This window comes from Alishewanella sp. HL-SH05 (assembly GCF_052655985.1).
The window spans coordinates 2,328,839-2,352,343 of sequence record NZ_CP199753.1 but is presented as its reverse complement, the minus strand read 5'-3'; the positions used below and the strand labels follow the sequence as shown (position 1 = coordinate 2,352,343).

The 23,505-nt window shown below is 41.4% G+C and carries 16 protein-coding genes and 1 pseudogene; 15 read left to right on the top strand and 2 right to left on the bottom strand.

Features of this window, described 5'->3' with window-relative positions; translation table 11 throughout:
* The first annotated feature begins 941 nt into the window (after positions 1 to 941).
* Both ACUJFL_RS10725 and ACUJFL_RS10720 read left to right on the top strand, forming a co-directional pair.
* A complete protein-coding gene (locus tag ACUJFL_RS10725) occupies positions 942 to 2,918 on the top strand; it encodes an EAL domain-containing protein (protein WP_445427459.1) in 1,977 nt (658 codons plus the stop codon).
* Positions 2,919 to 2,929: 11 nt separating this feature from the next.
* Entirely contained in the window at positions 2,930 to 3,331 is a 402-nt protein-coding gene (locus ACUJFL_RS10720) for a response regulator (RefSeq protein ID WP_445427458.1), read from the top strand.
* Positions 3,332 to 3,465: 134 nt separating this feature from the next.
* Here the strand turns inward: ACUJFL_RS10720 and ACUJFL_RS10715 are convergent.
* A pseudogene (locus ACUJFL_RS10715) lies at positions 3,466 to 3,933 on the bottom strand (IS3 family transposase); the annotation flags it as partial.
* A gap of 196 nt (positions 3,934 to 4,129) precedes the next feature.
* Between ACUJFL_RS10715 and ACUJFL_RS10710 the strand changes: the two are divergent.
* From ACUJFL_RS10710 to ACUJFL_RS10655, 12 genes are all read left to right on the top strand, one after another.
* A complete protein-coding gene (locus tag ACUJFL_RS10710) occupies positions 4,130 to 4,819 on the top strand; it encodes a chemotaxis protein CheW (protein WP_445427457.1) in 690 nt (229 codons plus the stop codon).
* A gap of 1 nt (position 4,820) precedes the next feature.
* Positions 4,821 to 6,047, top strand: a complete 1,227-nt coding sequence (locus ACUJFL_RS10705) for a methyl-accepting chemotaxis protein (RefSeq protein WP_445427456.1) — start codon at positions 4,821 to 4,823, stop codon at positions 6,045 to 6,047.
* A gap of 8 nt (positions 6,048 to 6,055) precedes the next feature.
* Positions 6,056 to 6,421, top strand: coding sequence for a response regulator (locus tag ACUJFL_RS10700; protein WP_306178435.1), 366 nt, complete (start codon positions 6,056 to 6,058; stop codon positions 6,419 to 6,421).
* A 10-nt stretch (positions 6,422 to 6,431) separates the two neighbouring features.
* Positions 6,432 to 6,725 carry a hypothetical protein gene (locus tag ACUJFL_RS10695; RefSeq protein WP_445427455.1) on the top strand — a complete coding sequence of 98 codons (294 nt, stop codon included), beginning with the start codon at positions 6,432 to 6,434 and terminating at the stop codon, positions 6,723 to 6,725.
* Positions 6,718 to 8,865, top strand: coding sequence for a chemotaxis protein CheA (locus tag ACUJFL_RS10690; RefSeq protein WP_445427454.1), 2,148 nt, complete (start codon positions 6,718 to 6,720; stop codon positions 8,863 to 8,865). The genes ACUJFL_RS10695 and ACUJFL_RS10690 overlap by 8 nt, the downstream gene beginning before the upstream one ends.
* The gene (locus ACUJFL_RS10685; protein ID WP_445427453.1) at positions 8,862 to 11,627 is read left to right on the top strand and encodes a methyl-accepting chemotaxis protein; all 2,766 of its coding nucleotides are present in this window, start codon (positions 8,862 to 8,864) and stop codon (positions 11,625 to 11,627) included. Before ACUJFL_RS10690 ends, ACUJFL_RS10685 begins: the two co-directional genes overlap by 4 nt.
* Before the next feature lie 12 nt (positions 11,628 to 11,639).
* Positions 11,640 to 12,455 (top strand): CheR family methyltransferase, encoded by an 816-nt coding sequence (locus ACUJFL_RS10680; RefSeq protein ID WP_445427452.1) that lies wholly within the window; start codon positions 11,640 to 11,642, stop codon positions 12,453 to 12,455.
* A gap of 8 nt (positions 12,456 to 12,463) precedes the next feature.
* Positions 12,464 to 12,958: a chemotaxis protein CheD gene (locus ACUJFL_RS10675; RefSeq protein WP_445427451.1), complete on the top strand. Its 495-nt coding sequence runs from the start codon at positions 12,464 to 12,466 to the stop codon at positions 12,956 to 12,958.
* A 19-nt stretch (positions 12,959 to 12,977) separates the two neighbouring features.
* The gene (locus tag ACUJFL_RS10670) at positions 12,978 to 14,060 is read left to right on the top strand and encodes a protein-glutamate methylesterase/protein-glutamine glutaminase (RefSeq protein ID WP_445427450.1); all 1,083 of its coding nucleotides are present in this window, start codon (positions 12,978 to 12,980) and stop codon (positions 14,058 to 14,060) included.
* 746 nt (positions 14,061 to 14,806) lie between these two features.
* Positions 14,807 to 15,091 (top strand): helix-turn-helix domain-containing protein, encoded by a 285-nt coding sequence (locus ACUJFL_RS10665; protein ID WP_445429081.1) that lies wholly within the window; start codon positions 14,807 to 14,809, stop codon positions 15,089 to 15,091.
* The gene (locus ACUJFL_RS10660; RefSeq protein ID WP_445427449.1) at positions 15,081 to 16,286 is read left to right on the top strand and encodes a type II toxin-antitoxin system HipA family toxin; all 1,206 of its coding nucleotides are present in this window, start codon (positions 15,081 to 15,083) and stop codon (positions 16,284 to 16,286) included. Before ACUJFL_RS10665 ends, ACUJFL_RS10660 begins: the two co-directional genes overlap by 11 nt.
* Positions 16,287 to 16,428: 142 nt before the next feature.
* Positions 16,429 to 16,638, top strand: a complete 210-nt coding sequence (locus ACUJFL_RS10655) for a hypothetical protein (protein WP_445427448.1) — start codon at positions 16,429 to 16,431, stop codon at positions 16,636 to 16,638.
* Between the two features lie 180 nt (positions 16,639 to 16,818).
* Here the strand turns inward: ACUJFL_RS10655 and ACUJFL_RS10650 are convergent, their stop codons facing one another.
* Positions 16,819 to 18,009 carry an IS4 family transposase gene (locus ACUJFL_RS10650; protein ID WP_445427447.1) on the bottom strand — a complete coding sequence of 397 codons (1,191 nt, stop codon included), beginning with the start codon at positions 18,007 to 18,009 and terminating at the stop codon, positions 16,819 to 16,821.
* Between the two features lie 285 nt (positions 18,010 to 18,294).
* Between ACUJFL_RS10650 and ACUJFL_RS10645 the strand changes: the two genes are divergently transcribed.
* Positions 18,295 to 23,472 (top strand): hypothetical protein, encoded by a 5,178-nt coding sequence (locus tag ACUJFL_RS10645; RefSeq protein WP_445427446.1) that lies wholly within the window; start codon positions 18,295 to 18,297, stop codon positions 23,470 to 23,472.
* The last annotated feature ends 33 nt before the right edge of the window (positions 23,473 to 23,505 follow it).

Genomic DNA, 23,505 nt, shown 5'->3' with positions numbered 1-23,505 from the left:
ATAGCTAATCATTATAACAAGGTAAATGTCCGGTTGAATTAATGCTGCTGGGCTAAAAGTATTAGCTATAGTCAGTTTAGTCATATGAACATCACTAATAAAAAGATGAAATGGTTGTCGACTTAGAGTAACCCATACCTCTTGCCCGGTGTTTGCTAACTGCAGGTTGATAATTTGCCCAGAAAAAAACCGAACAAGATATTTAAAGATACTTGTTTCGTCATCAACACACCTTAAAGGCTATTTTGTGCTAGCGTCATGTAACAATCCCAAAATTCCCATTTGTCTTATGTGTCTTTAACTGTATTTATATGCTATAACGAGTAAAAGATCAAACAGTAGCCAGTAGCCTGATAATTGCTTGATGAAAGCTTTTAAACTCGGTGAAATTGCCGCCTATTATGATATCCGTCACAGAAAGCGAGTTGTTGTATCGATAATGATTAATTAAAAGGCCATGAACTATTTGGAAGAGGGCATTTACGGGTACAATTTGAAAGTTTTCTCGCTTTTTTGCAAAAGCAAAAAAGCTCAAACAGTGGCCTTCGCTTTTCAAACACAATTTTCAGTGAGCACATTACTCGTGATTGACGATGGATAACTTTTGCATGCGGCCATAAATCGATCCCTTAGCAGCAAGGAGTAGGATACTACGCTGGTTAATAATGTTTTCCAGTTTAGGCTCAAGTTAATGCATCTAAAGCTTGTTTTAATGACTTTTGTTTTTGATATCTCGGGTTTAAATAAATTTGTGGTATTGAGTTATATTCGACATACGCCTGACCTAGCGGCATTTAAAATGTTAGTAATATCAGGATTATCTGACAGCGAATTTGTAACAGCTATGATGAGTGCCGCTGATAATTTCTGTCAAAACCCTTTGAAAATAAGCGTTTAAACGTGTTGTAGCTGAGTTTCTATCAAGATATAAGGCCATTAATATGGAAAAAATTCTGCTAGTAGACGACGAAATATATATTCTCAAGTCGTTAGAGCGACTTTTACGCCGTGCAGGTTTTAATGTTTTTACAGCAGAAAGCGCTGAACAAGCGCTACAATTACTTGCGTTAACGCCATGCCAGGTAGTGATATCAGACTATCGAATGCCTGAAATGAATGGCGGTGCCTTACTAAAGCAGATTCACAAACGTTATCCAAATACGGTGTGCATGATTTTAAGCGGTTATGCAGATTTTAATGCGGTTATTGATTTGTTAAATGCGAGTGTTGCGTTTCGTTTTTTACAAAAGCCTTGGGATGATTCTCAGTTGCTAACTGAAGTTGAATCTGCTTTTAAAAAATATAAGTCAAAACGATCAGAGCACATTCGTACTCAGTTTTTAATTTCAAGCCCCGAACCTTTATTAGAGATCGCATTAAACGGTGTGGTATTGCGATGTAATTTCGCGGCCCAACAACTTTTGCAATTATCCGCAGCTGAAATAAATGGGTCTTTGCTAGAGCAGGTGTTTAATGATTTAACCGCTGACAAGGTGATGCCTTTTTTGCAAGCCAAGATATCAATGTTAGTTGCAAGTAAGCTCGGGAAAGAATTCGAATTAGTTGTTCAAAAATCAGATAATGATATCAAACTAATAAAAATTCAGCAGCTTGACGAATTATCATCTACTTTCACCAATATCGTTAACTTACCGATGGTGTTAAACCAATCGCAACTTATTCAAGAGATGGATAATCTTCTTTACTGCGAAGACACTTTTGCGGTGGTCTCTTTACAAATTCGTGATTTTAATCTTATGGCTGACATTATCGGTATTCATGAAGCAGAAGGGGTTTTTGAACGTGTTTCAGTCGCATTTTTACAAGGTATGGAACGACAAGGTCGATTAGCCTATCTGGCTAACGAGCAGTTTATTCTTTTATTTCCAAATGTGTCTTCGGAATCTGAATTACACCAGAAAATCCTTGAATATATCAACCTAGTAGATGCTAGACAATTGATAAAAGGCAAGATGGTACAATTAGGCTTTACAGTTGCTTATGCTATAGCACCAGAAGATGGCCGTTCAGGTAAAGCGATACTTAACAACGTTCTGTTAACAAACCGTTTAAACAGCAAAGGTAATGTTGACTTCTTTATGCGTTACAGTGCAAGCCTTACGGCTAACCGTAAACAGAAACTACAATTAAGCGAAGCGCTGTACTATGCTGTTGAACAAGAAGAGCTTTCATTACAATTTCAGCCCAAGTGGGATATTACGACAAATAAGATCATAGGTGCAGAAGTGTTATTGAGATGGCACAGTAGTGCCTTTGGCAGCGTTTCGCCAGCGGTTTTTATTCCTATAGCGGAAGAAGATGGCCAAATTTTAGAACTGGGTCATTGGGTTCTAAGTCGTAGCCTCCAATTTCTAGCCAAGTGGCAAAAAGAGGACATAGCAGTTTTACCTTTGGCAGTAAATATGTCGGCATTGCAGTTAGTAAATGCCGATTTTCTGCAAGAAACACTACAGTTGATAGAACAATACGCAATAAGTACCGATTTACTACAGCTAGAGATTACCGAAAGCGCAGTGATGGAAAATTTAGAGAGTAATGCCCAAAAACTAACAGAGTTAAAAAATGCGGGTTTGAGTTTAGCAATAGACGACTTTGGCACAGGCTACTCATCGTTGGCATATTTAACACGATTACCAGTAGATACACTAAAAATTGATCGCGCATTGATCACAGATCTTGATGGAAATTTAAATATACAAACCATGTTGCAAAATATCATACGTATGGCTCACGATCTCAATCAAACCGTAGTAGTTGAAGGCGTAGAAACAGCCGAACAACTTACTATTCTTAAACGTCTTGGTTGCGATCAGGTGCAAGGTTTTTTACTCAGCAAACCTTTAAATGAAACTGATTATCTTGCTCTTTTAAGCGCAAATGCTGAAGCGCCTAAATAGGGAGAATTCTTATGAATTTTAATGTGCTGTTTATAGATGATGATGCCTTTATGTTAAAAGCATTGTTGATAATAGGAAAACGACTAAAACCAGATTGGCATTTTTTTGGTTGTGAGCACTCATCTGAATGGCTGAAAATTGCAACAGAGATTGCTCCACTGGATTTGATTATATGTGATTATCAAATGCCAGAAATGAACGGCGAACAAGTTTTATCTGAAGCAAAAACAGCTTTTCCAACAGCAGTAAGAGTATTACTAACAGGTGATACTTCGGAAGAAATGCTGAAAAAAGCGGTTCAATTCAGCCATCATATTGTTGGTAAACCATTTTCAGAGCAAGATATCCTCAGGGTATTTGAATCGGTTATCCAATTCAAACGTAAGCCTTTTGATACTGCCATCTTTAATTAACTTTGGTAAATAAGTGTGGCCTATTTTGCGGGTTATTGTTTACAAAATCGCGCAATTTATACCTGTTCTGTACCAACAACGGTACACAGTTCACTAAGCACTGTTATTCAATTCAAAATTTTCTGGACTAAGATATCCATATGAGCCGTCACTGATGAAGGACAGTTCCAACGAAACAGAGCCATCTTTAGCACAATACACATCAAGTCTGCTGTCATACGGTAGCTCCTAAACCAGTTAATTACTGCATACCAATACAGATCTATAAAACGGCCAAATAGGTCCCGCTTTCACTGGTCATCAAAGACATGATATTACCAACGAACTTCTGGCTTGAGATTGTTTAGTTAAATTCACTGAAGAGTAAATTTAGTGTTAATAACTGCGGGTGTTTGCTGTCAGTCGTCACTTTAAATTTGCGTGCAGTTTTAGCTATCGAGCCTTAGCACATCATGCTGCTTAGTCGTTTTTATATCAGGTTTCTTGTCATGCTCAGCCAGGTTTACCTGAATACGTCTGAAACCATTACGTGTTTTGGAATCAGCAAACGCTTCCTTGATCGGGACATCACGTTCTGTGCGTTTCACCGATTTAGAGCTTGGCTTGGCCGTTTGCTGACAGAACGCTTCACAGCGAGCACCCAAGTGCAACTGCAATAAATCCAACCTTTCTGAGCAACAACTATCCTGCTGCGTGAGATTGAAGCGCTGCTTACGGTTTACTATCAAATTTAAGACCAATCTTCCCAAAAACACGCTGCACTTTTAACCAAAATGGCAGCAAGGCGGGCAGCAAAATTTGAAATGTTCGCTATTAACCGTTGCAGCTAAGATAAAACAAGTTGATCATCCTGACTCTCAAATTTATCAATTAGTAATTTTTAAATTTTTACGCTTCTTCTTGGCATATTTATCAAATGCGATAATTATTGTTTTAGTAAACACGGGAGGGGCTATGCAGCAACAATCCAATGGTATGCAAATTATTTCAGCTATTCCAAGCATTAAGCAATATCTAACCTTCAATACAGGTGGAGAATGCTATGCATTAGGCATTCTTCTTGTTAAGGAAATTATCGAATTTGGCGGAATTACTAAAATCCCCCTAATGCCAAATTTTGTGCGTGGCGTGATCAATTTAAGAGGTTCGGTAGTTCCTGTTATCGACCTTAGTGCCCGCCTTTATGGCAAATGTGTTGATGAGGGGAAGCGGACTTGCATTGTTATTGTTGAAATACCAGATAACGCTGAAGGGCTTACAGAACTTGGCGTAGTGGTGGATGGCGTAAATGAAGTGCTTGAACTTAATAGCGCAGATTTAACCGCACCTCCACAATTTGGTAGCAAAATAAGAACAGATTTTATCGAGGCCATGGCGCGTTTATCAAACCGCCTTCTAATGATTCTGGCACCGGAAAAAGTACTCTCTGTGGAGGAAATGGCAACATTAGTGGCAGCAACTGAGCATGCATCAGCAAAGGAGCACTAAAATGAGCAGCCTTAAATCTTCAATTATGGCACCAGAGCACTCCAGTTCAGAGTGGTTATTGCAACGTTTTTTACAAAGCAGTGTTATTCACCTCAACCGTTATGGTCCGTCATTACCTTATTTACTACTTGGTTTAACTTTATTGTTTGTCGTATTTGCTATTTGGTGCTTGTGGAGTCTGTTGATTGCCTCGGTGCTATGTGTTGCTTGGTTACTGGAGCGTCAAATTTTTTCAGAGTTACAGCACGGCAAAACCACCATAGCGCAACTTGAGTGTAGCCTTAGTGTTCTGGAACAAAATGTTGTAGCGCAGCAAAAAAATGGTTTAACTGAGTTACTGGCCACCCTGTGTCAACAACTCGAATTAGCTAGAACGGATGCCAACAGTGCAGTTACCGTATTAACCCAAGACTTTCAGTTTATTTATGAGGCTTTAGATCAAAGCATCCACTTAGCCAGTGAAGCTACTACACAGTTTGGTAATGCAGAGCAGGGCTTTGTCCGCAAGAGTAAACTCGAGCTCGCCGAGGTTATTAGTGCCTTAAATGCCGCGCTTGCCAGTAAATCAGAGCTGGTACAAGCCGTGAGTTATGTGTCAGAAACGGCAACTGAGCTGATGACACAAACAACTTCTATTCAAAAGATATCAAAAGAAATCAACTTACTTTCTCTTAATGCCTCTATTGAAGCTGCACGAGCAGGGGAAGCAGGCCGTGGGTTTGCCGTAGTCGCTGAGCGAGTTCGAGAATTGTCTGATATCACTGCAGACGCTGCTAACTTAATTATTAACCGGATGGATGCGCTTATGGCTGCTGTGACTGAAAGCAGCAATAAATTGTCGATTTCACAACATCAAGATCAGCAAATTTTGCACAATGCTGAACAGAAAATTTCTGATGTTTTAGTGCAAATGAACGATGTTAACCAAAACCTTAACCAAAATGTGGTTGCCCTTGAGCAAAGTTCTTCTGAAGTACAGCAAAAGGTAGCTACAGCTATAACACAATTTCAGTTTCAAGATCGCGTGAGTCAAAAGTTAGAACATACCATCTTCGCGCTAGCAAGCTTGCAGCAAATTAGCGACAGTAAAAAACCCATACAGCGTGAGCAGATTGAACAAGTCAGTCAGCAACTGTATGCCTCTTATACCATGCAAGAAGAGCGGCAAAGTCATCAAGGTAATACAGCAAATACCAAGCATGTTGAAAGCGAAATAACCTTTTTCTGAGGTGAGAAATGAGTAAAACAATATTAGTGGTAGATGATTCCGCTTCAATCAGGCAAGTAAGCCGCATGGTACTTACAGGTAATGGCTTTGATGTGATTACTGCTGAGGATGGTTTAGATGCACTCAATAAATTAGATGGTACAAAAATTCATCTCATTATTAGTGATTTAAATATGCCTAAGTTAGATGGTTTGTCACTACTAAAAAAAGTAAAAGAGCTACCGGCATACAAATTTACCCCCTTTGTGATGTTAACAACTGAATCGGGTGAAAGCTTTATGTCGCAAGGCAAAGCGGCAGGTGCCAAAGCCTGGATGGTAAAACCCTTTCAACCCGACAATTTATTAAATGTAGTACAAAAACTGCTGCCGTAACGAGGTGCTTATGTCTGACATCTTACAGGTAATAGAAACGCCGGCAATTCTTACCATCTATGAGGTGGCCCAACAAGCTACCCTATGGCAAGAGAAGCTAAAAACGACAGTGATTGATTGTTGGTCTTTAGAGGCCTTAGCAGAGTTTGATGCTGCAGGTCTGCAGTTATTAATAGCGATGTCGAATGCTGTTAACACTCTTAATCAAGACAGGAAATTAAGCATAAAACCACCTGTAAATCCCGATATTGCACATTGGCTCATGCCAAGGCTTAGCTTAGCGGGAGGTGACGATCATGCTTAATATGCAAGAACTTGTCAGCATTTTTCTTACTGAGGGTAGAGAACTCACCGATTTTCTAGAGCAGCAACTATTACACATAGAGCAAGACCCTAATAACTTAGATGAAGAGACAGTAAATGCGCTGTTTCGTGCGGCACATACGATTAAAGGATCAGCTGGTGTGGTGGGGTTGAACGAGGTTGTTGCCTTTACGCATTTAGTAGAAACGGCGTTTGAAAGTGTCCGTGCTAAAGCGCTAACACTAAATACTCCCCTGATTAATGTGTTATTGCGCTGTAATGATCATATTGTCAATTTATTTAATTTTGCTGAGAGGCAACAAGCGGTTTCACCGCCGGATATTCAGGTTGGTCAGGCTTTACTAGACGAGCTGAGTACTTTTTTGAATCAATCTGAACTGACAAATAAACACATTGTTGTTACAGAAACGCCTGTGACAGTCGATACAACCCAACATATCTTTATTAAATTTGGTATAGATACGTTCCGTGATGGCTTCGACCCCATAGCTATTGTTCGCTTTATTGCTAAACAGGCTAATGTTCTGTTAGAGCACTGGTCTTATGACACGAAGAAATTACCAAATTTAGTAAACACAACTCACATTGAAGATTTCGAAAGCTGCTGGCTAATCTTAGATTTACATGTCTCACAAGCTTCTTCCACGTTGCTATCTGAAGCCTTTGAATACATAAAAACAGACAGTTTAGTCCAAATTTTCAGTCCAAACGCTGAATTGTCAGACTACAACGATTTTTTGAGTAAGTATCCCACAGACGAAGCCATTGCACTAAAAGCGCATTGGCAAAGCCTTAATCTTTTGCCTTTGGCTAACGAGATCCCGCTCAATACGCCATCAATGACTTCTTCAGCACAGGCTGCCAAGGATGATAATTTAGCAATAGCTGCTGAAGAAGAGACATCACAAGTAATACCCAAAAAATCGGTACTGAAAGATCAACGTTTAATGCGAGTTCCTGCCTATCGCCTAGATGAAATGGTTAATCAGTTGGGTGAACTACTCATTGCCACAGCAACAATGCAATCGTTAATTCAGCAAAGCGGCAATACGGCCTTAAGTGAGACCGTAGAACATATTCAACAATTGGTGGATGATATTCAGGGAACGGCTTTACAGTTAAGGATGGTTCAAATTGGTGAAACCTTTAATCGGTTCAATCGTGTTGTTCGTGATATTGCCGCATCTTTAGGTAAAGATATTCGGTTGCAAATTGAAGGTGCTGAAACTGAGCTTGATAAGTCTATGGTCGAGCGGATAAGCGATCCTTTGATGCATTTGGTGCGCAATGCTATGGATCATGGTTTGGAATCACCAGAAGAGCGTCTTTCTGCGGGTAAAACATCTCAGGGCTTATTATCGCTTAGCGCATACCATGACTCAGGTTCAATAGTTATTGAAATTAAAGACGATGGTCGTGGGATTAACCGCAAAAAAGTTCTAAAAAAAGCCATAGAAAAAGGCATTGTAAATAAAACGGCTGAGTTGTCTGATAATGAAATAGATGAGCTTATTTTTGCTGCAGGTTTTTCAACCGCTGATGAGGTGAGTAACTTATCCGGCCGCGGTGTGGGCATGGATGTGGTACGCAAAAATATTGAGGCATTAAGAGGGACTGTGCACATTGCTTCAGTTCCAAGCAAAGGCACCACGTTTCAATTACGTTTACCTTTAACTCTAGCCATTATTGACGGTTTTATGGTTAGGGTGGCCGAATCCAAATTTGTTATCCCACTTAATCTGGTTACTGAATGCATTGAATTACCTGAAGACATTTCGAAAAGTCAGGCAACAGCTTTTATGAATTTGCGTGGCGAGATGCTGCCTTTCATTTTTTTAGATCAAATGTTTCAACTATCAACGGCAAAACAAGGCAGACGTAGCATTATCGTCGTGCGATATGGCCAACATAAAGCAGGCTTGGTCGTTGATCAAGTGCTTGGTGAGTTTCAAACCGTTATTAAACCTTTAGGAAAGTTATTCGAGTTTATGCAGGGCATAAGCGGATCCAGCATTTTAGGTTCTGGTGATATCGCGCTAATTCTTGATATTCCAAAGCTAATTAATACACAAACAGTTAAAAGCACTTTAGCCAATGCTAAGCACGAGGTGATCAAATGAGCATTATCGATTTTTTAAGTAAAAACCAAACAAAAAGTTTAGCCTCTGCAATAGAGCAAACTGTTCAGCAAAAACAATTTCAAGCGTTAGCTGCAAGAAATTATGCGGGAGAACACGCGCAACTTGCCGCATCGGTAAATGCACTTATTGAAAATGTTCGACAAGGTATGCTGAAAAATAGCGCTTTAGATGCCGTAGAAACCAATATCATGGTCGCGGATAGAGATTACAACATTGTTTATGCTAATAATTCATTATTAAACATGTTATTAACAGCAGAAAGCGATATCAAAAAAGATTTACCCAACTTTCAAGCCCACAATGTTGTTGGTAGTAATGTTGATGTTTTCCACAAAAAGCCTGCTATGCAGCGTGGCATGTTAGATAAGCTTACCTCTCCCCATCGCACGCGGTTACTGATTGGTGGCAGAACGTTCACATTGTTAGTCACGCCAGTCTTTGAACGAGAGCTGCGTGTAGGTACCGTAGTTGAATGGAAAGACATGAGCGAGCAGCTTCATCGTGAGCAACAACAAAAAGAGTTGATACAAAGTGCGACGGATAATATGCGTGTCGTCAGTGCGCTTGAAGCTGTTGAGAGCAACATTATGGTTGCTGATGCTGACTATAACATTGTCTATGTGAATAAATCACTGATGGATATGTTGCAGTTTGCTGAAGCAGACATAAGGAAAGATCTAGTTAAATTTTCAGCTAACACCGTTGTGGGAACTAATATAGATGTATTTCACAAAAATCCAGCGCATCAGCGTAATATGCTTGATCGCATGCAAGCACCGCATAAAACCAAACTATTAATTGGTGGCCGCACTTTTACTTTATTGGTTACGCCAGTGTTTGATCAGCAAATTCGTATTGGTACGGTTGTTGAGTGGCAAGATATGACTGACCAACTGCAAAGAGTAGAACAAGAAAAAGCAGCAGTTATTAAAGAGCAAAAGATTGCAGAAGAAAATCTCAGAGTTCGAACGGCTCTAGATGCCAGTACCGCCAATATTATGCTAGCAGATGATAATCTCAATATCATTTATGTGAATCGCTCAATGGCAAATACGTTAAGGCGTATTGAGAGTGCAATTCAAACCACGATACCTGTTTTCTCCGCCGCAAGTGTTGTTGGAACAAATATTGATGTCTTTCATAAAAACCCGTCACATCAACGTAAAATGTTAAGTGCACTTGAGCAACCCTATACAGCCATATTACGTTTTGCCGAATACACACTTGAGCTGATTATTACACCGGTGTTTAATCAAGATAACCAAAGAACCGCCACAATCGTGGAATGGAAAGATATTACCGCTCAGCTTAAATATGATGAGCAAATGTTAGAGATATTTGGTAACGCGTTTATTGCTATACAGCAAGGTTTGTTTAATCAGCGAATTGAAACTCAATTGTTAGAGGGCGTGGTGAGGGAAATTGCTATCAAATATAATGAGGCGGTTTCTGTACTCGATGCTGCAGTGTCCGATAACGCTAGTGTACTTAAAGCAGTATCTGAGGGTCGGTTAGAAGTTATGCCCAAGGTGGAGTGTGCTGGTTTATTAGACGAATTAGCACAAAGTACCGCCACCGTAGCCAATACTGTTAAACTTGTTGTTAACAGTGTTCTTGAAATGGTCACGGATGCTCAGCAAGGTAATTTAAGCAGCAGAGCGGATAGCGGTCAGTACAGTAATAGCTTCGAAGTGTTAATTGAAAGCATGAATCAGCTATTAGAAGCCACCGAACGGCCAATTAAAGAAACTGCTGAGGTCATGAATAATTTACGAGACGGTGATTTAAATATCTTGATTGAAGGAGATTACCAAGGTACCTACGGTGAACTCAAAACCAGTGTAAATGGAACTATTGAGAGCCTGCGCCAAGTTATATCTGATGTTCGGTCTAACTCCGAATCATTAGCTCAAGCTTCGTCAGAAGTATCTGCAACCGCCCAATCATTAGCACAGGGAGCCAGCGAGCAAGCCGCGTCAGTAGAAGAAACCTCTGCTGCTGTTGAACAAATGACCGCCTCTATTGCCCAAAATGCCGAAAATGCCAAAGTCACCGATTCGATGTCAGCCAAGGCTGCTGCTGAGGCGCGTGAAGGAGGCGTTGCGGTTGAAAATACCGTTCAGGCTATGAAAGAGATAGCCTCTAAAATAGGCATTATTGACGATATCGCCTATCAGACTAACTTGCTAGCACTTAATGCTGCCATTGAAGCAGCTAGGGCGGGCGAGCATGGTAAAGGTTTTGCTGTTGTTGCGGCAGAGGTGCGTAAATTAGCCGAACGTTCACAAGTTGCTGCGCAGGAAATTTCTACGCTCGCTAGTGGTTCAGTTCAAAAAGCCGAACGCGCGGGATCATTATTAAATGAGATCGTGCCTGCCATTGGAAAAACTTCTGATTTAGTGCAAGAGATCGCTGCGGCATCCGATGAGCAATCGGCAGGGGTTGGGCAAATTAACGAATCCATGGCGCAAGTTACACAGGCAACTCAACAAAGTGCTTCTGCGTCTGAAGAGTTGGCAGCTACGGCTGAAGAAATGTCAGGTCAGGCTGAAACGTTAATGCAGCTGGTTAGTTACTTCAATATTAATGATGAAACACAAAATCAAACCAGTTATGTAAAAGCCTCCGCACAAACGTCAAAACCCATACAACAATCCGTTAAAGCTGTCACTGCACCCACAACAGCCAAGCAAACCGTACTCGGTAAAAAAGTAGATAAAAGCCAGTTTGGGGCCTTTTAAGGGGGTTAAACCATGCAAGTGGAACTGATCTCTAACATTGAATTTGACCAGATACGGCGTTTTTTTCAGCAAGAATCCGGTATATGTCTGGCAGATACTAAGCGCAGCTTAGTATCTGGCCGGTTAGCGGGTAGGTTAAGAGCATTAAAATTGGATAGTTTTAATGCTTATCTTAGTTATATTGCAAAACAAGGTAACGAGTTAGAAAGACAAATGGCGGTAGATTTACTAACTACCAATGAAACCTATTTTTATCGTGAGCCCAAACACTTTGCTTTTTTAGAAAAAGTACTTGCAGAAAAGCAGGGAGAAAAGGCTCCATTAATATGGAGCGCAGCCTGTTCCTCTGGCGAAGAGCCATATACTATCGCCATGCTCATGGCAGAAGTATTTGGTAGTAGACCTTGGCAAGTCTTAGGCAGTGATATCTCGATGAGAATGCTCGAAAGTGGCAGAACTGGGTTATATCCACTTAGCCGAGCAAAAGAATTACCCACACATTTATTAAAAAAATATTGCCTTAAAGGCCATGGTGATTTTGACGGGTACTTATTAGTTGATGACAAAATCAAGCAACACGTACAGTTTGCGCAGCGTAATTTAATGGAACCTCAGCAGCTCGATACAAAGGCTGATATCATTTTTCTACGCAACGTACTGATTTATTTTGATAATAAAACCAAAACACAAATCATCAATAACATATCACGCTGTTTAAATCCCAATGGCTTACTTTTTATAGGACATTCGGAATCATTGCACGGTATTTCAGAGCAATTTACCGCTCTGAAACCTGCACTTTATCGCTTTAAAGGAGCACGTTCATGAACAAAAACGTGTTTTTAAAACCCGGTGAGTGGTTTTTTGGTAAAGGTCAAGGCAAGGTAAGTACTATTTTAGGATCATGTGTTTCAGTAGTGCTTTGGCATCCCGAAAAACACGTGTTAGGTGTAAGCCATATTCTTTTACCAAATCACCAGCAGTCAACTGTGCCGCTATCTTGTATTAAAAAATCTGATCTTAATGGCCGTTTTGCCGATGATTTAATGCAGATATTTCAACTCGAAATAGCACTATTTGGTATCAAAACTTCTGAGTTTAAAGCTTATTTAATTGGTGGCGGCAATATGTTCCCGCATGCTCAAAAAGCGCCAGGTATAGGCGAAAAAAATATTGAGCGCTGTTTAAGTCTTCTCGGGGCTTTAAATATTCCTGTACAAAGCACCGACGTTGGAGGCCCACTATATCGGCGCTTAACTGTAGATATTGCCAGCGGGCATTTCAGTATTGAGCAATCTGAAGTGAATCGCTTCGAACTGTTATTTGCTTGAAAGAGCCAAAAGGTGCGATATGAATAATTCACCTATTAAAGTGATGATTATTGATGATTCTGCTGTTGTTAGGCAGACCTTAGGACAAATTGTACAATCTGATATGCAACTTGAGCTAATTGGCGCACATAGTAACCCGCTGTTTGCTATGAAAGCGCTAGAGCAAGTATGGCCTGATGTTATCGTACTTGACGTTGAAATGCCGGGGATGGATGGCATTACCTTTCTAAAAACCATAATGAAAAGCAAACCTTTACCTGTGATCATTTGCTCCTCTTTAACCACTAAAGGCGCGGCTATGACCTTAGATGCCATGGCGGCAGGTGCAGTGGAAATCATTGCCAAACCTACCGCAGGTTTAAAAAATCATTTGAAATCGATTGGTAGTGAAATGCTTACTGCGATAAAAATAGCGGCTAAAGCCAACGTAAAACGAAACGTTTTTAGAACTGGCAATGAAGAGAACGCCAGTTTAGTAAAAACTGCACAGCAATTACTGCTTTCTTCTGAAAATACTGCCTTACAACAAACGACTGATCGGTTAATTGCAATAGGCACTTCAACGGGTGGTACTCAGGTTTTAGAGTATATTTGTCGTGCTCTACCTATATCTGTACCAGGTATTGTTGTAGTACAGCATATGCCAGAGGCATTTACTCGCGCTTTTGCCGAGCGTTTAGATAAATGTTCTGCGGTTACAGTAAAGGAAGCAGAAAATAACGAACGTATTTTGCCTGGTCATGTTTACATTGCCAATGGGGGAGTACATTTGCAAATACGCCGGCAGGGGGCATTTTACTATACGTTATTGAAGGATGGTCCTGCGGTGTCACGTCACAAACCTTCTGTAAATGTATTATTCGACTCTGTTGCCAGTAGTGCCGGTAAAAACGCCATCGGCGTTATTTTAACCGGAATGGGCGATGATGGTGCTCGGGGTTTACTTGCCATGCGACAAGCCGGGGCTGTTACTTACGGTCAAAATGAGCAAAGCTGTGTGGTGTACGGTATGCCAAAAGAGGCGGCAAAACTAGGTGCTGTGAAACATAGCTTAGCGCTAGAGCAAATAACGGAAATTCTTTGCAAGATTAAAGCAGTTTAAGCTCTGGGTTATAAGGGCAAAAATTTAAATTAATTTCAAAAAATCAGCACAAGGCTGATTAAGATGTTGGTGGCGGGAGCCCTGTTCTGAGTGAAGAGCGAACCGACGACCTTCGGATTGCCAAAATTTAGATACAAAAAATCTGACTTTAAAGTCGGCTTAAATGTTGGTTGCGGGAGCCCTGTTCTTAGTGCAGAGCGAACCGACGTCCGTCGGGTTACCGAAATTTAGGGACAAAAAAATCAGCACAAGGCTGATTAAGATGTTGGTTGCGGGAGCCCTGGTCTTAGTGAAGAGCGAACCGACTTCCGTCGGGTTACCGAAATTTAGGGACAAAAAAATCAGCACAAGGCTGATTAAGATGTTGGTTGCGGGAGCCGGATTTGAACCGACCTTCGGGTTATGAGCCTGATTTTTATTGCTTATTTCTTTGTTTTAAAATGCGTGGCATTGATTTTCTTTGTTGATAATTTCAATTTTAATCAATAACATAAAATAAAAATAATGAGACATAATTTTTCGTACCCAGTATGTGAAATCTTGAATTTTATGTCTTACAGAAAATTTAATTGTCACGTAGGCTGTCACAGTTATTTTAATGCTCTCAGACAAAACTGACCGTTAGTTTGCTAAATTCCGGTGGTATAGATTTTCAAATACTCTTTGACATATTGACTTTATGCGCAATAATTTGTGCATAAGTATTTATTGCATTAAAATATATGCAGAAGGTGATAATTTTGAGTGTGCATGCACAGTTTGCGAAAGCGCTAGGTAAATTAGTCAAGCATCAGCGGGCCCAAAGTATGGCGCAGGATGAACTCGGCACTCGAACTGGCCTGAGTCGAAATACCATATCGGCGATTGAAAATGGTAAATCCGTAAGCACCGAGGCTTTATTCGCTGTGTTAGTTCACCTTAACTTACTGCATTTGCTGGCAGAGCCGGTTAACGAGAAATTGGCTGAGCTAGATAAAAGACAGCAACGCAAAGTACGTAAGCCTAAAGCGGAGCTGTCGAATGACTTCTGAACAAGCCTATGTTTTTATCGATGGTCTGGAAGATTCGCCCGTGATTTGTGGGGTGGTAACGCTGGATCCTGTCCGCCGTTATGGTGAGTTCCGTTATGGAAAAAGCTATCTGGCGCGACCTGATGCGTTTGCGCTGGATCCGCTCAATTTACCTTTATCCGATAAGCTATTTACCACATCGGGTGGTAAAGGCTTGTTTGGTGTTTTAAGCGATGCCGGAGCCGATGCTTGGGGGCAGCGGGTTATTCTTTCTTTACATAAAACCAAGCCGGCGAATGCGTTGCAATTTTTACTGGCTGGCTCGGGCATGGGGGTTGGTGCTTTAGTATTTAGTAAGTCTCGAATGTCATCTAAGCCCAAATATAACAAAAATACGTTAGGTGATTTACCCATGCTGCTGCGTGGTAAAGCCGCTATTTTGTCGGATGAGGCGATCCCGCCGGAGGCAAAAAAAGCGTTTGAGCATGGTTCCAGCATGGGCGGGGCAAGACCTAAGACGCTGATCACAGAAGGAGCTATTACCTATCTGGCAAAATTTAATCGTCCGGATGATCTCTTTAATCAAGTGAAAGTTGAACACGCCAGTATGCGGATGCTAGCCGAGTTACCGGTGCAAGTTGCCAATACCCGCGTGGTGTCATCAGCTGATGAAGATGTATTACTGGTAGAACGTTTCGACTGTGATGCGCAGCGGCCTACTCATCACTTTATCAGTGCCAATTCGTTAATCAATATTGCGGCAGTTAATCCAGACCAGTTAAACCCCAATTACAGTTATGGCTTTTTGGCGGAGTTTTTGGCCAAACATTCTGCCGTGGCAACCGATGCGCAAGAGTTATATCAGCGCATGGTGTTTAATGTTCTGCTCGGCAATACGGATGATCACAGCCGCAATCATGCGTTACTTTACAGTTTTAACCAACGAACCTGGTGTTTGGCTCCAGCTTATGATGTGTTGCCAATAAACAATTCCCGCCAGCATGGGCTTGGCATTGGTGCTCTGGGACGGTTAGGTAGTGTCGAAAACTTACTCAGTCATGCCAGCCGTTTTGGGTTAAAAACGGTAAAAGCCAGAAAACTGATATCGCAGGTACAGGATTTAGTCAGTGAGTGGCCTGGTTATTTTGCCAGACTGGGCGTGGGAGAGGGGGATATCGAGCGTTTGCAGGGTGTTATTCCGCTCTTCGTACGCTAGCTGAAGCCATTGCCAGTAGCGATAAAATGAGGGTAGAGACGCAGGTGGAAATGGGGGTAGAAAAGGCGATAAAAATACCACTGAAAATTGGTTATGGCTTATATATGCTAAAGCCCGGATCAACAGCTTCACCGGTAAGCCTATGATGGCATCTTATGGTGGCTTTAAGGCGGTTTCTGAACAAGCACTTGAGCGGTTAGGTGTCGCCTGGCAGCCATCAGATGAACTGATACGCTATAACAAAGGTGAAACCACTCAGGTTCCTGTAAATGCCACAGTTGTTGTAAAAAGACGTTTTAACCGAAAAATTTCGCTAAGTAATATGCGGCTTAAGGTTGAACAGAGTTCATGATGATGTCGGCCACCAAACTATTTGCTTAAGTCACGGATTTACTCAATATCACAAACCCCGCAATTCTCTAAAAGATTACTACCTAACACAACGTCTACGTTTGATCAGTACCACCGACACAGAGGGGTGTAAGCTGTCAAACTCAACTGAGGGATCCCCACAAATTTGCACCCCATAGTATCAGCTCTTTGCCAATTTTATTTGCGCCCAGTCCCATTGAGCTACCCAGTGCAAGATTTGCTTTAGCCCTTGCTGGTAGTCGTGTCTGCGAATAGGGATCTTCGATTCATTACATAGCAATATTCCGAGGAAGTTTAGAGCAAGTACCCGTCGGTTTTTTATCGTATTGGCCTGATATCGTAAATGCACACCCGCTATTTCACCTGCGGCCCCCATCAGGTAGTGGAACCAATTTGCCAGTGCCGCCAATAGCAGTAATATATTCAAACGAGATTTGGATTTGGTACCGTGCAAGTCGCTTCCTAAACCATAACGTGGGCTTTTTTGGTCTCGAAAGCTTTCTTCAATTTGCATTCGGCTACTGTAGCATTTGGCGATTTTACTCGCATAGTCATGGCACTCAGGTAGCGATGACACCAATAACCAGGGCTCTTTGTAAGACTTATTTTTGTCTCGCTTCAACAGCTTATAGCCTTTACCGACCAGAATGGCGCGGGTTTCATACTGCTGCGACTGAGTCAGCACGATTTCGCCTAAGTCTTTGGGGGTAGCGCGAGCTTTTTTATAAAGCGCATTGACGGTCATAAGTTCAGATTGCTCTGCCAGTTTAAGCTTCACGTTACCTCGGACTCTGGCGACATAATGCCAGCCTAATTTGCGTACCTGTTTAAGCCAGGGCACTTTGAAGCCTGCATCTGTAACGATAACGGGCTTGCAATCTTTGGGTAACATGGCCTTGAGTTGTTTTAAAAAGGCTCGGTGTAAATGTGGGCAAGTATAATCTTCTGCCGCCGCCACTTTTTGTAATAGCGTCAAAGCTCTGCCATCAGTAGCCATGCTGGCTCGCAGTATAAAGTGCCGCTTCGCGGTATCGGCGTTGCTCCAGTCAACCAAAATGAGCGGCTGAGATTTACTGCTCACGATAGACCGAGTCATGGCAGCATAGATAAGAGGCAGTTCCCGTTGTAAATTGGTATTACTCAGTAATCTATCCGCGCGCTTGATACTGACTTTGTCAGAAGAGCCTGGCATAGCACGTCCAATGGCGGTCACAGTACAACGCGCGTCTTTAGCCAGCGCAGTAACCGCGTCTAACAGGACAGAAAATCGCGCTTTATGCATGGTTGTGGGGGTGACAAATCGGAGGAAATCGGCGAGCATTCTTTTCACATTCATGGCTGTTAATGACATGGTTTAGTTTTGGCGAACGATCAGATCAGGAACGGCCATGAATGTTCCCTAATCACCTAACTTTTTATTTTAGATACAGAATTTCTGGGGATACCTCAGCAAACTCAATCACAGAGTTGTTTGTGCTCTTACTGACAAGTTTTCAGAATTTAGATCTATATATCAACAATAAAATAAAAATCTTTATAAGACTGGAAAATTAAAAAATCTTATCTATCTTGATAAAATATGTCTCATTAAAATTTTTTTATATTATTGAAGTTCTTGATGTGCAGGTGAATTTTTATGGATGGCGCAATAGATTTGGCGATTAATGGATATGCAAAAGAGCAAGGAACTTCTCCTCATCGGTATCAGGCGTTTATTGATAAACTTAATCTTACACCTGACAATATCTATCTTAAACGCGTTATCACAATTATCGCTGCAGACCTCTTGTATGCAGAAGCAACTTTTTCATGGTTTAACGATACGCATAGTTTTGATGATCTAAAGCAGTATATTTCAGAGCTTGAAACGATTCTACGGCAATGTGATGACAATACCATTCCAGTAAACTTCAAAGTTACCAAATACCCGCTCGGAGCATTATTACTATTTGACCGCAGTGAACTGATGGGGGTCTATCTCGATATTTTCATCGTTCTGCGACTCTACTGCATAACACTCTGTCTAACACAGGAAGCGAGCAATTTAAAAACCGCATTTAATATAGCGACAGAAGTGAGAGTTATATTTCAGAGCCTTAAAAATCGTAACGCCTCGAGCAATGAACTGTACCACAATAAAAAAAATTTCGTTTCAGGCCTGTTAAAATCCCAAACACGGTTAAAAGAAATTCAGTTAAATTTCTTGGGCTGGATTGAAAATGATGTCTTCAGCAGTACAACGAAAAACCATCCCGGGATAAACGCAGTCGCAACGAGTGAAAATCAAAAAACTGAACAATTAGCCTCAAAATCCGTAATTAAGCCTCCTAGAACGCATCCTGTAAAGCTGTTTATTGCTGAACCATCAACGATAAAGAGTGCATCTATTGCGTTACGCGTTTCAATTGCAAACGAAAAAACGACTGCGTTAGATGAAGACCCGGATATAGAGGAGACAATTGAGGTCACCGCTTCAGCTGACCATCCACTGAGCCATGACGGATTGCAGTCTGTCGCGTTAACTGGGAGCCGTCTGTTAGTTTATGAACGTTTACATTTAAATTTACGCGCATCTGTCTTAGATGAAGTGGAGCGAAAACATTTTATTGAGCAGATTTTAGTAGCGCTACTTCATAAAAGATTACCCACTCGAGTTGCGGCTATTGAACTGCTGCTTATGTTTTTGCTATCCCAAAATGCCGAAAGCCTGGAAAAACTGACCATTTCAGTGGCGGGTGATCAAGTTGCCGACATCAATTTGTCAGCTAAAGCCTGGCGGCGTTTAAGTGTCAAAATGCCCAGTGCAATTTCGGCACCTACTAGCCCATTTCTGCATCCTCATACGGAAAATTGTGAATTACCAATACCCGAGGCTCTGATAGCGGCAATACGCTCTGTGATGACTACTGATAAATGCACGTTTGTCATGATAAAGGCGCAGGCAAAAACAACGAAGGATGACACCCTCACACTTATTCGAGACATTTTTGCAATATTTCCTCGTCGTTATACCCAGCAGCAGATCCGGGCAACCCTATTCGATTTCATTGCCAAACGTCATGATCCGGGGTATGCCGCACTTTTGTTAGCTAATACAGAGTATTGTGTACCCACGCCGCTATATTACAAATCAATGTCATCCGAGTCACTGGCTAACTCCTACAGGGATATCCTAGTCGAGTTAGGCTTCGATGTGGCTTCTCAGGACTTTTCTCCCATGGGTTATACCGGCAGTGAATTGGCACTGGACGATACAGCCCTGGCAGCCATGTTTTCTGAAATATATCAGCATCTAATGAAATTAAGAGACGCAGCACTAGGTAGCGAGAAAGGCGCTATTGATTACTATAACCAGCTCAGTTGTTTTGGTGTGCTGGTTTGCCTGGCGTGTACTGGGCACAGAACACGAGATGAATTCCAGTTTGAGCCTACCCATATTGATTTTGAAAATGGACTGTTATTGCTGGCAGATAAAATCTGCTTTGAAGAAGCGGCTGTCCGTCTGTTACCGCTACCTCAGCTTATGCTGAAACTATTTGACGTTTTTGCCAAAACGTCTCGTCGCTTGGCTGATAAATTAGGGTCTCCGTTGCTAGCGACACACCTACGACATAAATTTTTTTATCGTGATGGCCTCGACGAACCATTTTTCACGCTCATATCAGATGAGGGCATTCGACCTGTCAGTGCCAAACAGGTAAAGGCATTTTTGGAGAGTTTCGGTTTTGATTTACCTCTGAATGCATTCAGACACCGCCTGTGCTCGAGGCTCACTACAGTAGATGCTCATGATTACAGCCAATGGTTTATGGGACATATCAGCGAAGGGGAGCATCCTATGAATGTTCTGTCTGCAATGACCTGGAATGATATTGTGCGGGCTAGACCATTTGTAGAGGCAGCTTTAGCTCCTCTGCAAATTCAGTTGCCAGAACATTTGGAAACCCGTGGGCTTAAAACCATAAAAACATCGGTATCGGGAGCGCTATATTTTCCAGCGTATCTGACACCGGAATCTATGACTCTTAGACAACGTGTGAAATGGTGCCGCCAGCAATATATGGTTTTTCAGACTGATCCTGGTTGCAACTCTGATGATGTGTTTGAAAAAATCGAGGGGGCTATAGCTGAACTGACAAACGGCTTGGAAAGAGCGGCTTGTCAAAAAATTCTCTTAAGGATGCATGAAAAATATCTCATGCAACAACAATTACCTAATTTGCAGTATTGGCGAGGGATGATTTCTGAGCGCCTGGTTGTGCTACCCACAGATCTGTTCGCGAAACAGAAATACATCATGAAAATAATCAATGCGTTAAAAACGCAGTTATTTCAGGTAGTACAAAATGGAACACAAATTGGTCTATATCACATCGTTTTGAGTCTTGTTATCAACAATGTTCGAGTATATGAGTCACGCGCGTTTATTAAATCGTTACAGCGCGGCCTGAATGCTTTGCCGGACATGGTGTTTTTTCATTATAGCGACGTAACGACTTCGAAACTGCAGATCTGTGACCCTATGACCGTTGCTCTGATCACGCGTGCTAGTCCTAAATGGCGTACGGCAAATTTTAACGAAACACAGTTTTTTAAGCTGGTACAGCAATGTTTAACAGAGAGAGGCGTTGAGCTGGATAGTGAACAGCCGACATTTACAGAGTTCTGTGAGCAGATTGCAACCTACTACATTGATCACAACGAACCCGCCTGTATCAGAGCATATCGGTTAGGGGAATTTTCTACATCGCCAATGTCGCTCCCTGCATTGGTACGACTGTTTACCCCTGATGTCATTCCTGTTGCGATCGTGTTTGATAAACCCGCTACAAGGGTATCTACAAAAGTCAGATCTGTGGCCCAAGGTTATAATTTAAAAGAGGAATTTCAATTTTTCAGCACATTTTTATCGCGAGTCAAAGAAAAATTTTCGCGATTGGAAAAAATCGAAACACCATTTAAACAGGTGATCCCGGAGATGTGGCAGGAGCAGGTTAGCGCCAAAACTGATGACGTGAACAACTTAATTGACTCATCCGATGGGCTATCAGATATCGCTGTCGCCGTGCTAATTTTTATGTGCGATGTTGGAAAACGGCCGGGAGTAGGACGGGCAAATATCAGTTTCAGGACGATCGAGACTTATTTCAGCAAAATTTGTAGGCCATTACTCGATCTGGTAGGTGAACAGCCATTTTTTGATTATGACTCAGACGAGATTTTAGAAATTTATCAATCGATTTTCGACAATCGTGATCTAAAAACAGAGGCTCGCCACTTAGACATTCTTAGAGATTTTCATGGGACAGTGGCTAGGTGGGTTTATCTACCCGAGATAGATTGGGCTGAGCTTGGGATCAGCACCAAAATCGATAATTTTCGTGTCTCAGAGCTCTGTTCTGAGCAGGATTATAAGCTAGCTATTGAATTATTAGCCAACGACCCATTTGCATCTGATCCTGAACGCCTGATTCAGACGGGGATCTTAATATTGGCAGCTAGATTCGGTCTTCGACGTCGCGAAATTTTTTACATGCTGCGTGTGGATCTCGATTTCAGAAACAATCTAATCGCAGTTCTGACAAATCAGTATTACCGGGTTAAAACCCCCGCAGGTAATAGACGAATTCCAATCGATTTACTCATTAACGAGAATGAAATAGCGATTTTGAATTCGTTAAATAGCCTTTCAGAGAAAATGGATCCGGCCGACAGAGCTCGGTTATTTCCTGTCGGTGACAGAGAACTGTTAACGCGTGTAAATCGTGTGCTGGAGGCGCTGAAGCTTTCGACTAATAACCCTGCATTCCGATTATACGACTGTCGTCATACATTTATTAGCCAATTGGTTTTAGCCGGATTGGTTCGTGACGCCGGAAAATTATACAATTTATCAGCTACCTGGTTACGACAACCGCCTCATGATTTTCGAAGACGTTGGTTGCACAGAACGGCAGGAGCGAATGCGTTTCAGAATAAATTTTTGCACACGATTGCGTTAGCAGCGGGGCATACAACACCACGAACCACCCTAAATCGATATAGTCATGTCCTCGAATGGATTGCATATGAGTATCAGATGACAAATTTGTATTCAAAACATGAACTTATTGAGGTGCTAAAACTCGCAGATTTGAACAATTATTCAGCACGAAAATTTTTAGACCGGTCAAAAAATACGTTAGCGCTATCTGCTGTACAGAAATTGATTTCTAAAACTGATGATCTACCACAACTGGTTACAGTTCAGCGAGAAAATAGCAGTTTGTCTGATAAAACAAGAACGTTATCCAATGAAATATTTGATGGTTGGTTGAATATTGTTCACAGCTTGCGAAAAATCATGTCAGGAAAAACTGATGAGAATTTAGATGTTGTTGATTTTTTATTAGGCTCTCAATCTTTCACAAGCTTTCCATTTGTTAGTTTAAATAATAAAAACATCAAAATAGAAGAAGATAAGCGGCTGCATAAGAAAATTTTTAAAGCTTTGCATAATAGAAAGATTATTGACTTATTAAGAATGTGTAGTCAGCAATCAGATGATTTTAAAAAATTTATTCTATTGTTGAAGGCGGGTTTTACTGGTAGTCGATATATTTATGAGGGTGTTGCATTAAATGACGTTATCACGACTGCCGAAAGATTTGGTATTAGCGCGCAGGTCTCAGGTGAGGCAATAGCTAAAACGGGCAGGGTGGTTCGTCGTGGTAGAACCGTTATTTTCGAGAAAAATCAGAAAAATGTTGATTATGAGCTATGGGGCATCGTTCATGTAATTGATATATATAGTAATTGTTTTCATTGTTCGTGATTTTTCAAGAGAGAATTTTCCAAAAAATAACAT

Excerpts from the sequence above, each read along its gene's own strand:
- ACUJFL_RS10690 (WP_445427454.1), top strand. The coding sequence starts at position 6,718 with ATGCTTAATATGCAAGAACTTGTCAGCATTTTTCTTACTGAGGGTAGA.
- ACUJFL_RS10695 (WP_445427455.1), top strand. The coding sequence starts at position 6,432 with ATGTCTGACATCTTACAGGTAATAGAAACGCCGGCAATTCTTACCATC.
- ACUJFL_RS10725 (WP_445427459.1), top strand. The coding sequence starts at position 942 with ATGGAAAAAATTCTGCTAGTAGACGACGAAATATATATTCTCAAGTCG.
- ACUJFL_RS10680 (WP_445427452.1), top strand. The coding sequence starts at position 11,640 with ATGCAAGTGGAACTGATCTCTAACATTGAATTTGACCAGATACGGCGT.
- ACUJFL_RS10650 (WP_445427447.1), bottom strand. The coding sequence starts at position 18,009 with ATGTCATTAACAGCCATGAATGTGAAAAGAATGCTCGCCGATTTCCTC.
- ACUJFL_RS10645 (WP_445427446.1), top strand. The coding sequence starts at position 18,295 with ATGGATGGCGCAATAGATTTGGCGATTAATGGATATGCAAAAGAGCAA.
- ACUJFL_RS10685 (WP_445427453.1), top strand. The coding sequence starts at position 8,862 with ATGAGCATTATCGATTTTTTAAGTAAAAACCAAACAAAAAGTTTAGCC.
- ACUJFL_RS10660 (WP_445427449.1), top strand. The coding sequence starts at position 15,081 with ATGACTTCTGAACAAGCCTATGTTTTTATCGATGGTCTGGAAGATTCG.
- ACUJFL_RS10655 (WP_445427448.1), top strand. The coding sequence starts at position 16,429 with ATGATGGCATCTTATGGTGGCTTTAAGGCGGTTTCTGAACAAGCACTT.
- ACUJFL_RS10720 (WP_445427458.1), top strand. The coding sequence starts at position 2,930 with ATGAATTTTAATGTGCTGTTTATAGATGATGATGCCTTTATGTTAAAA.
- ACUJFL_RS10670 (WP_445427450.1), top strand. The coding sequence starts at position 12,978 with ATGAATAATTCACCTATTAAAGTGATGATTATTGATGATTCTGCTGTT.
- ACUJFL_RS10700 (WP_306178435.1), top strand. The coding sequence starts at position 6,056 with ATGAGTAAAACAATATTAGTGGTAGATGATTCCGCTTCAATCAGGCAA.
- ACUJFL_RS10705 (WP_445427456.1), top strand. The coding sequence starts at position 4,821 with ATGAGCAGCCTTAAATCTTCAATTATGGCACCAGAGCACTCCAGTTCA.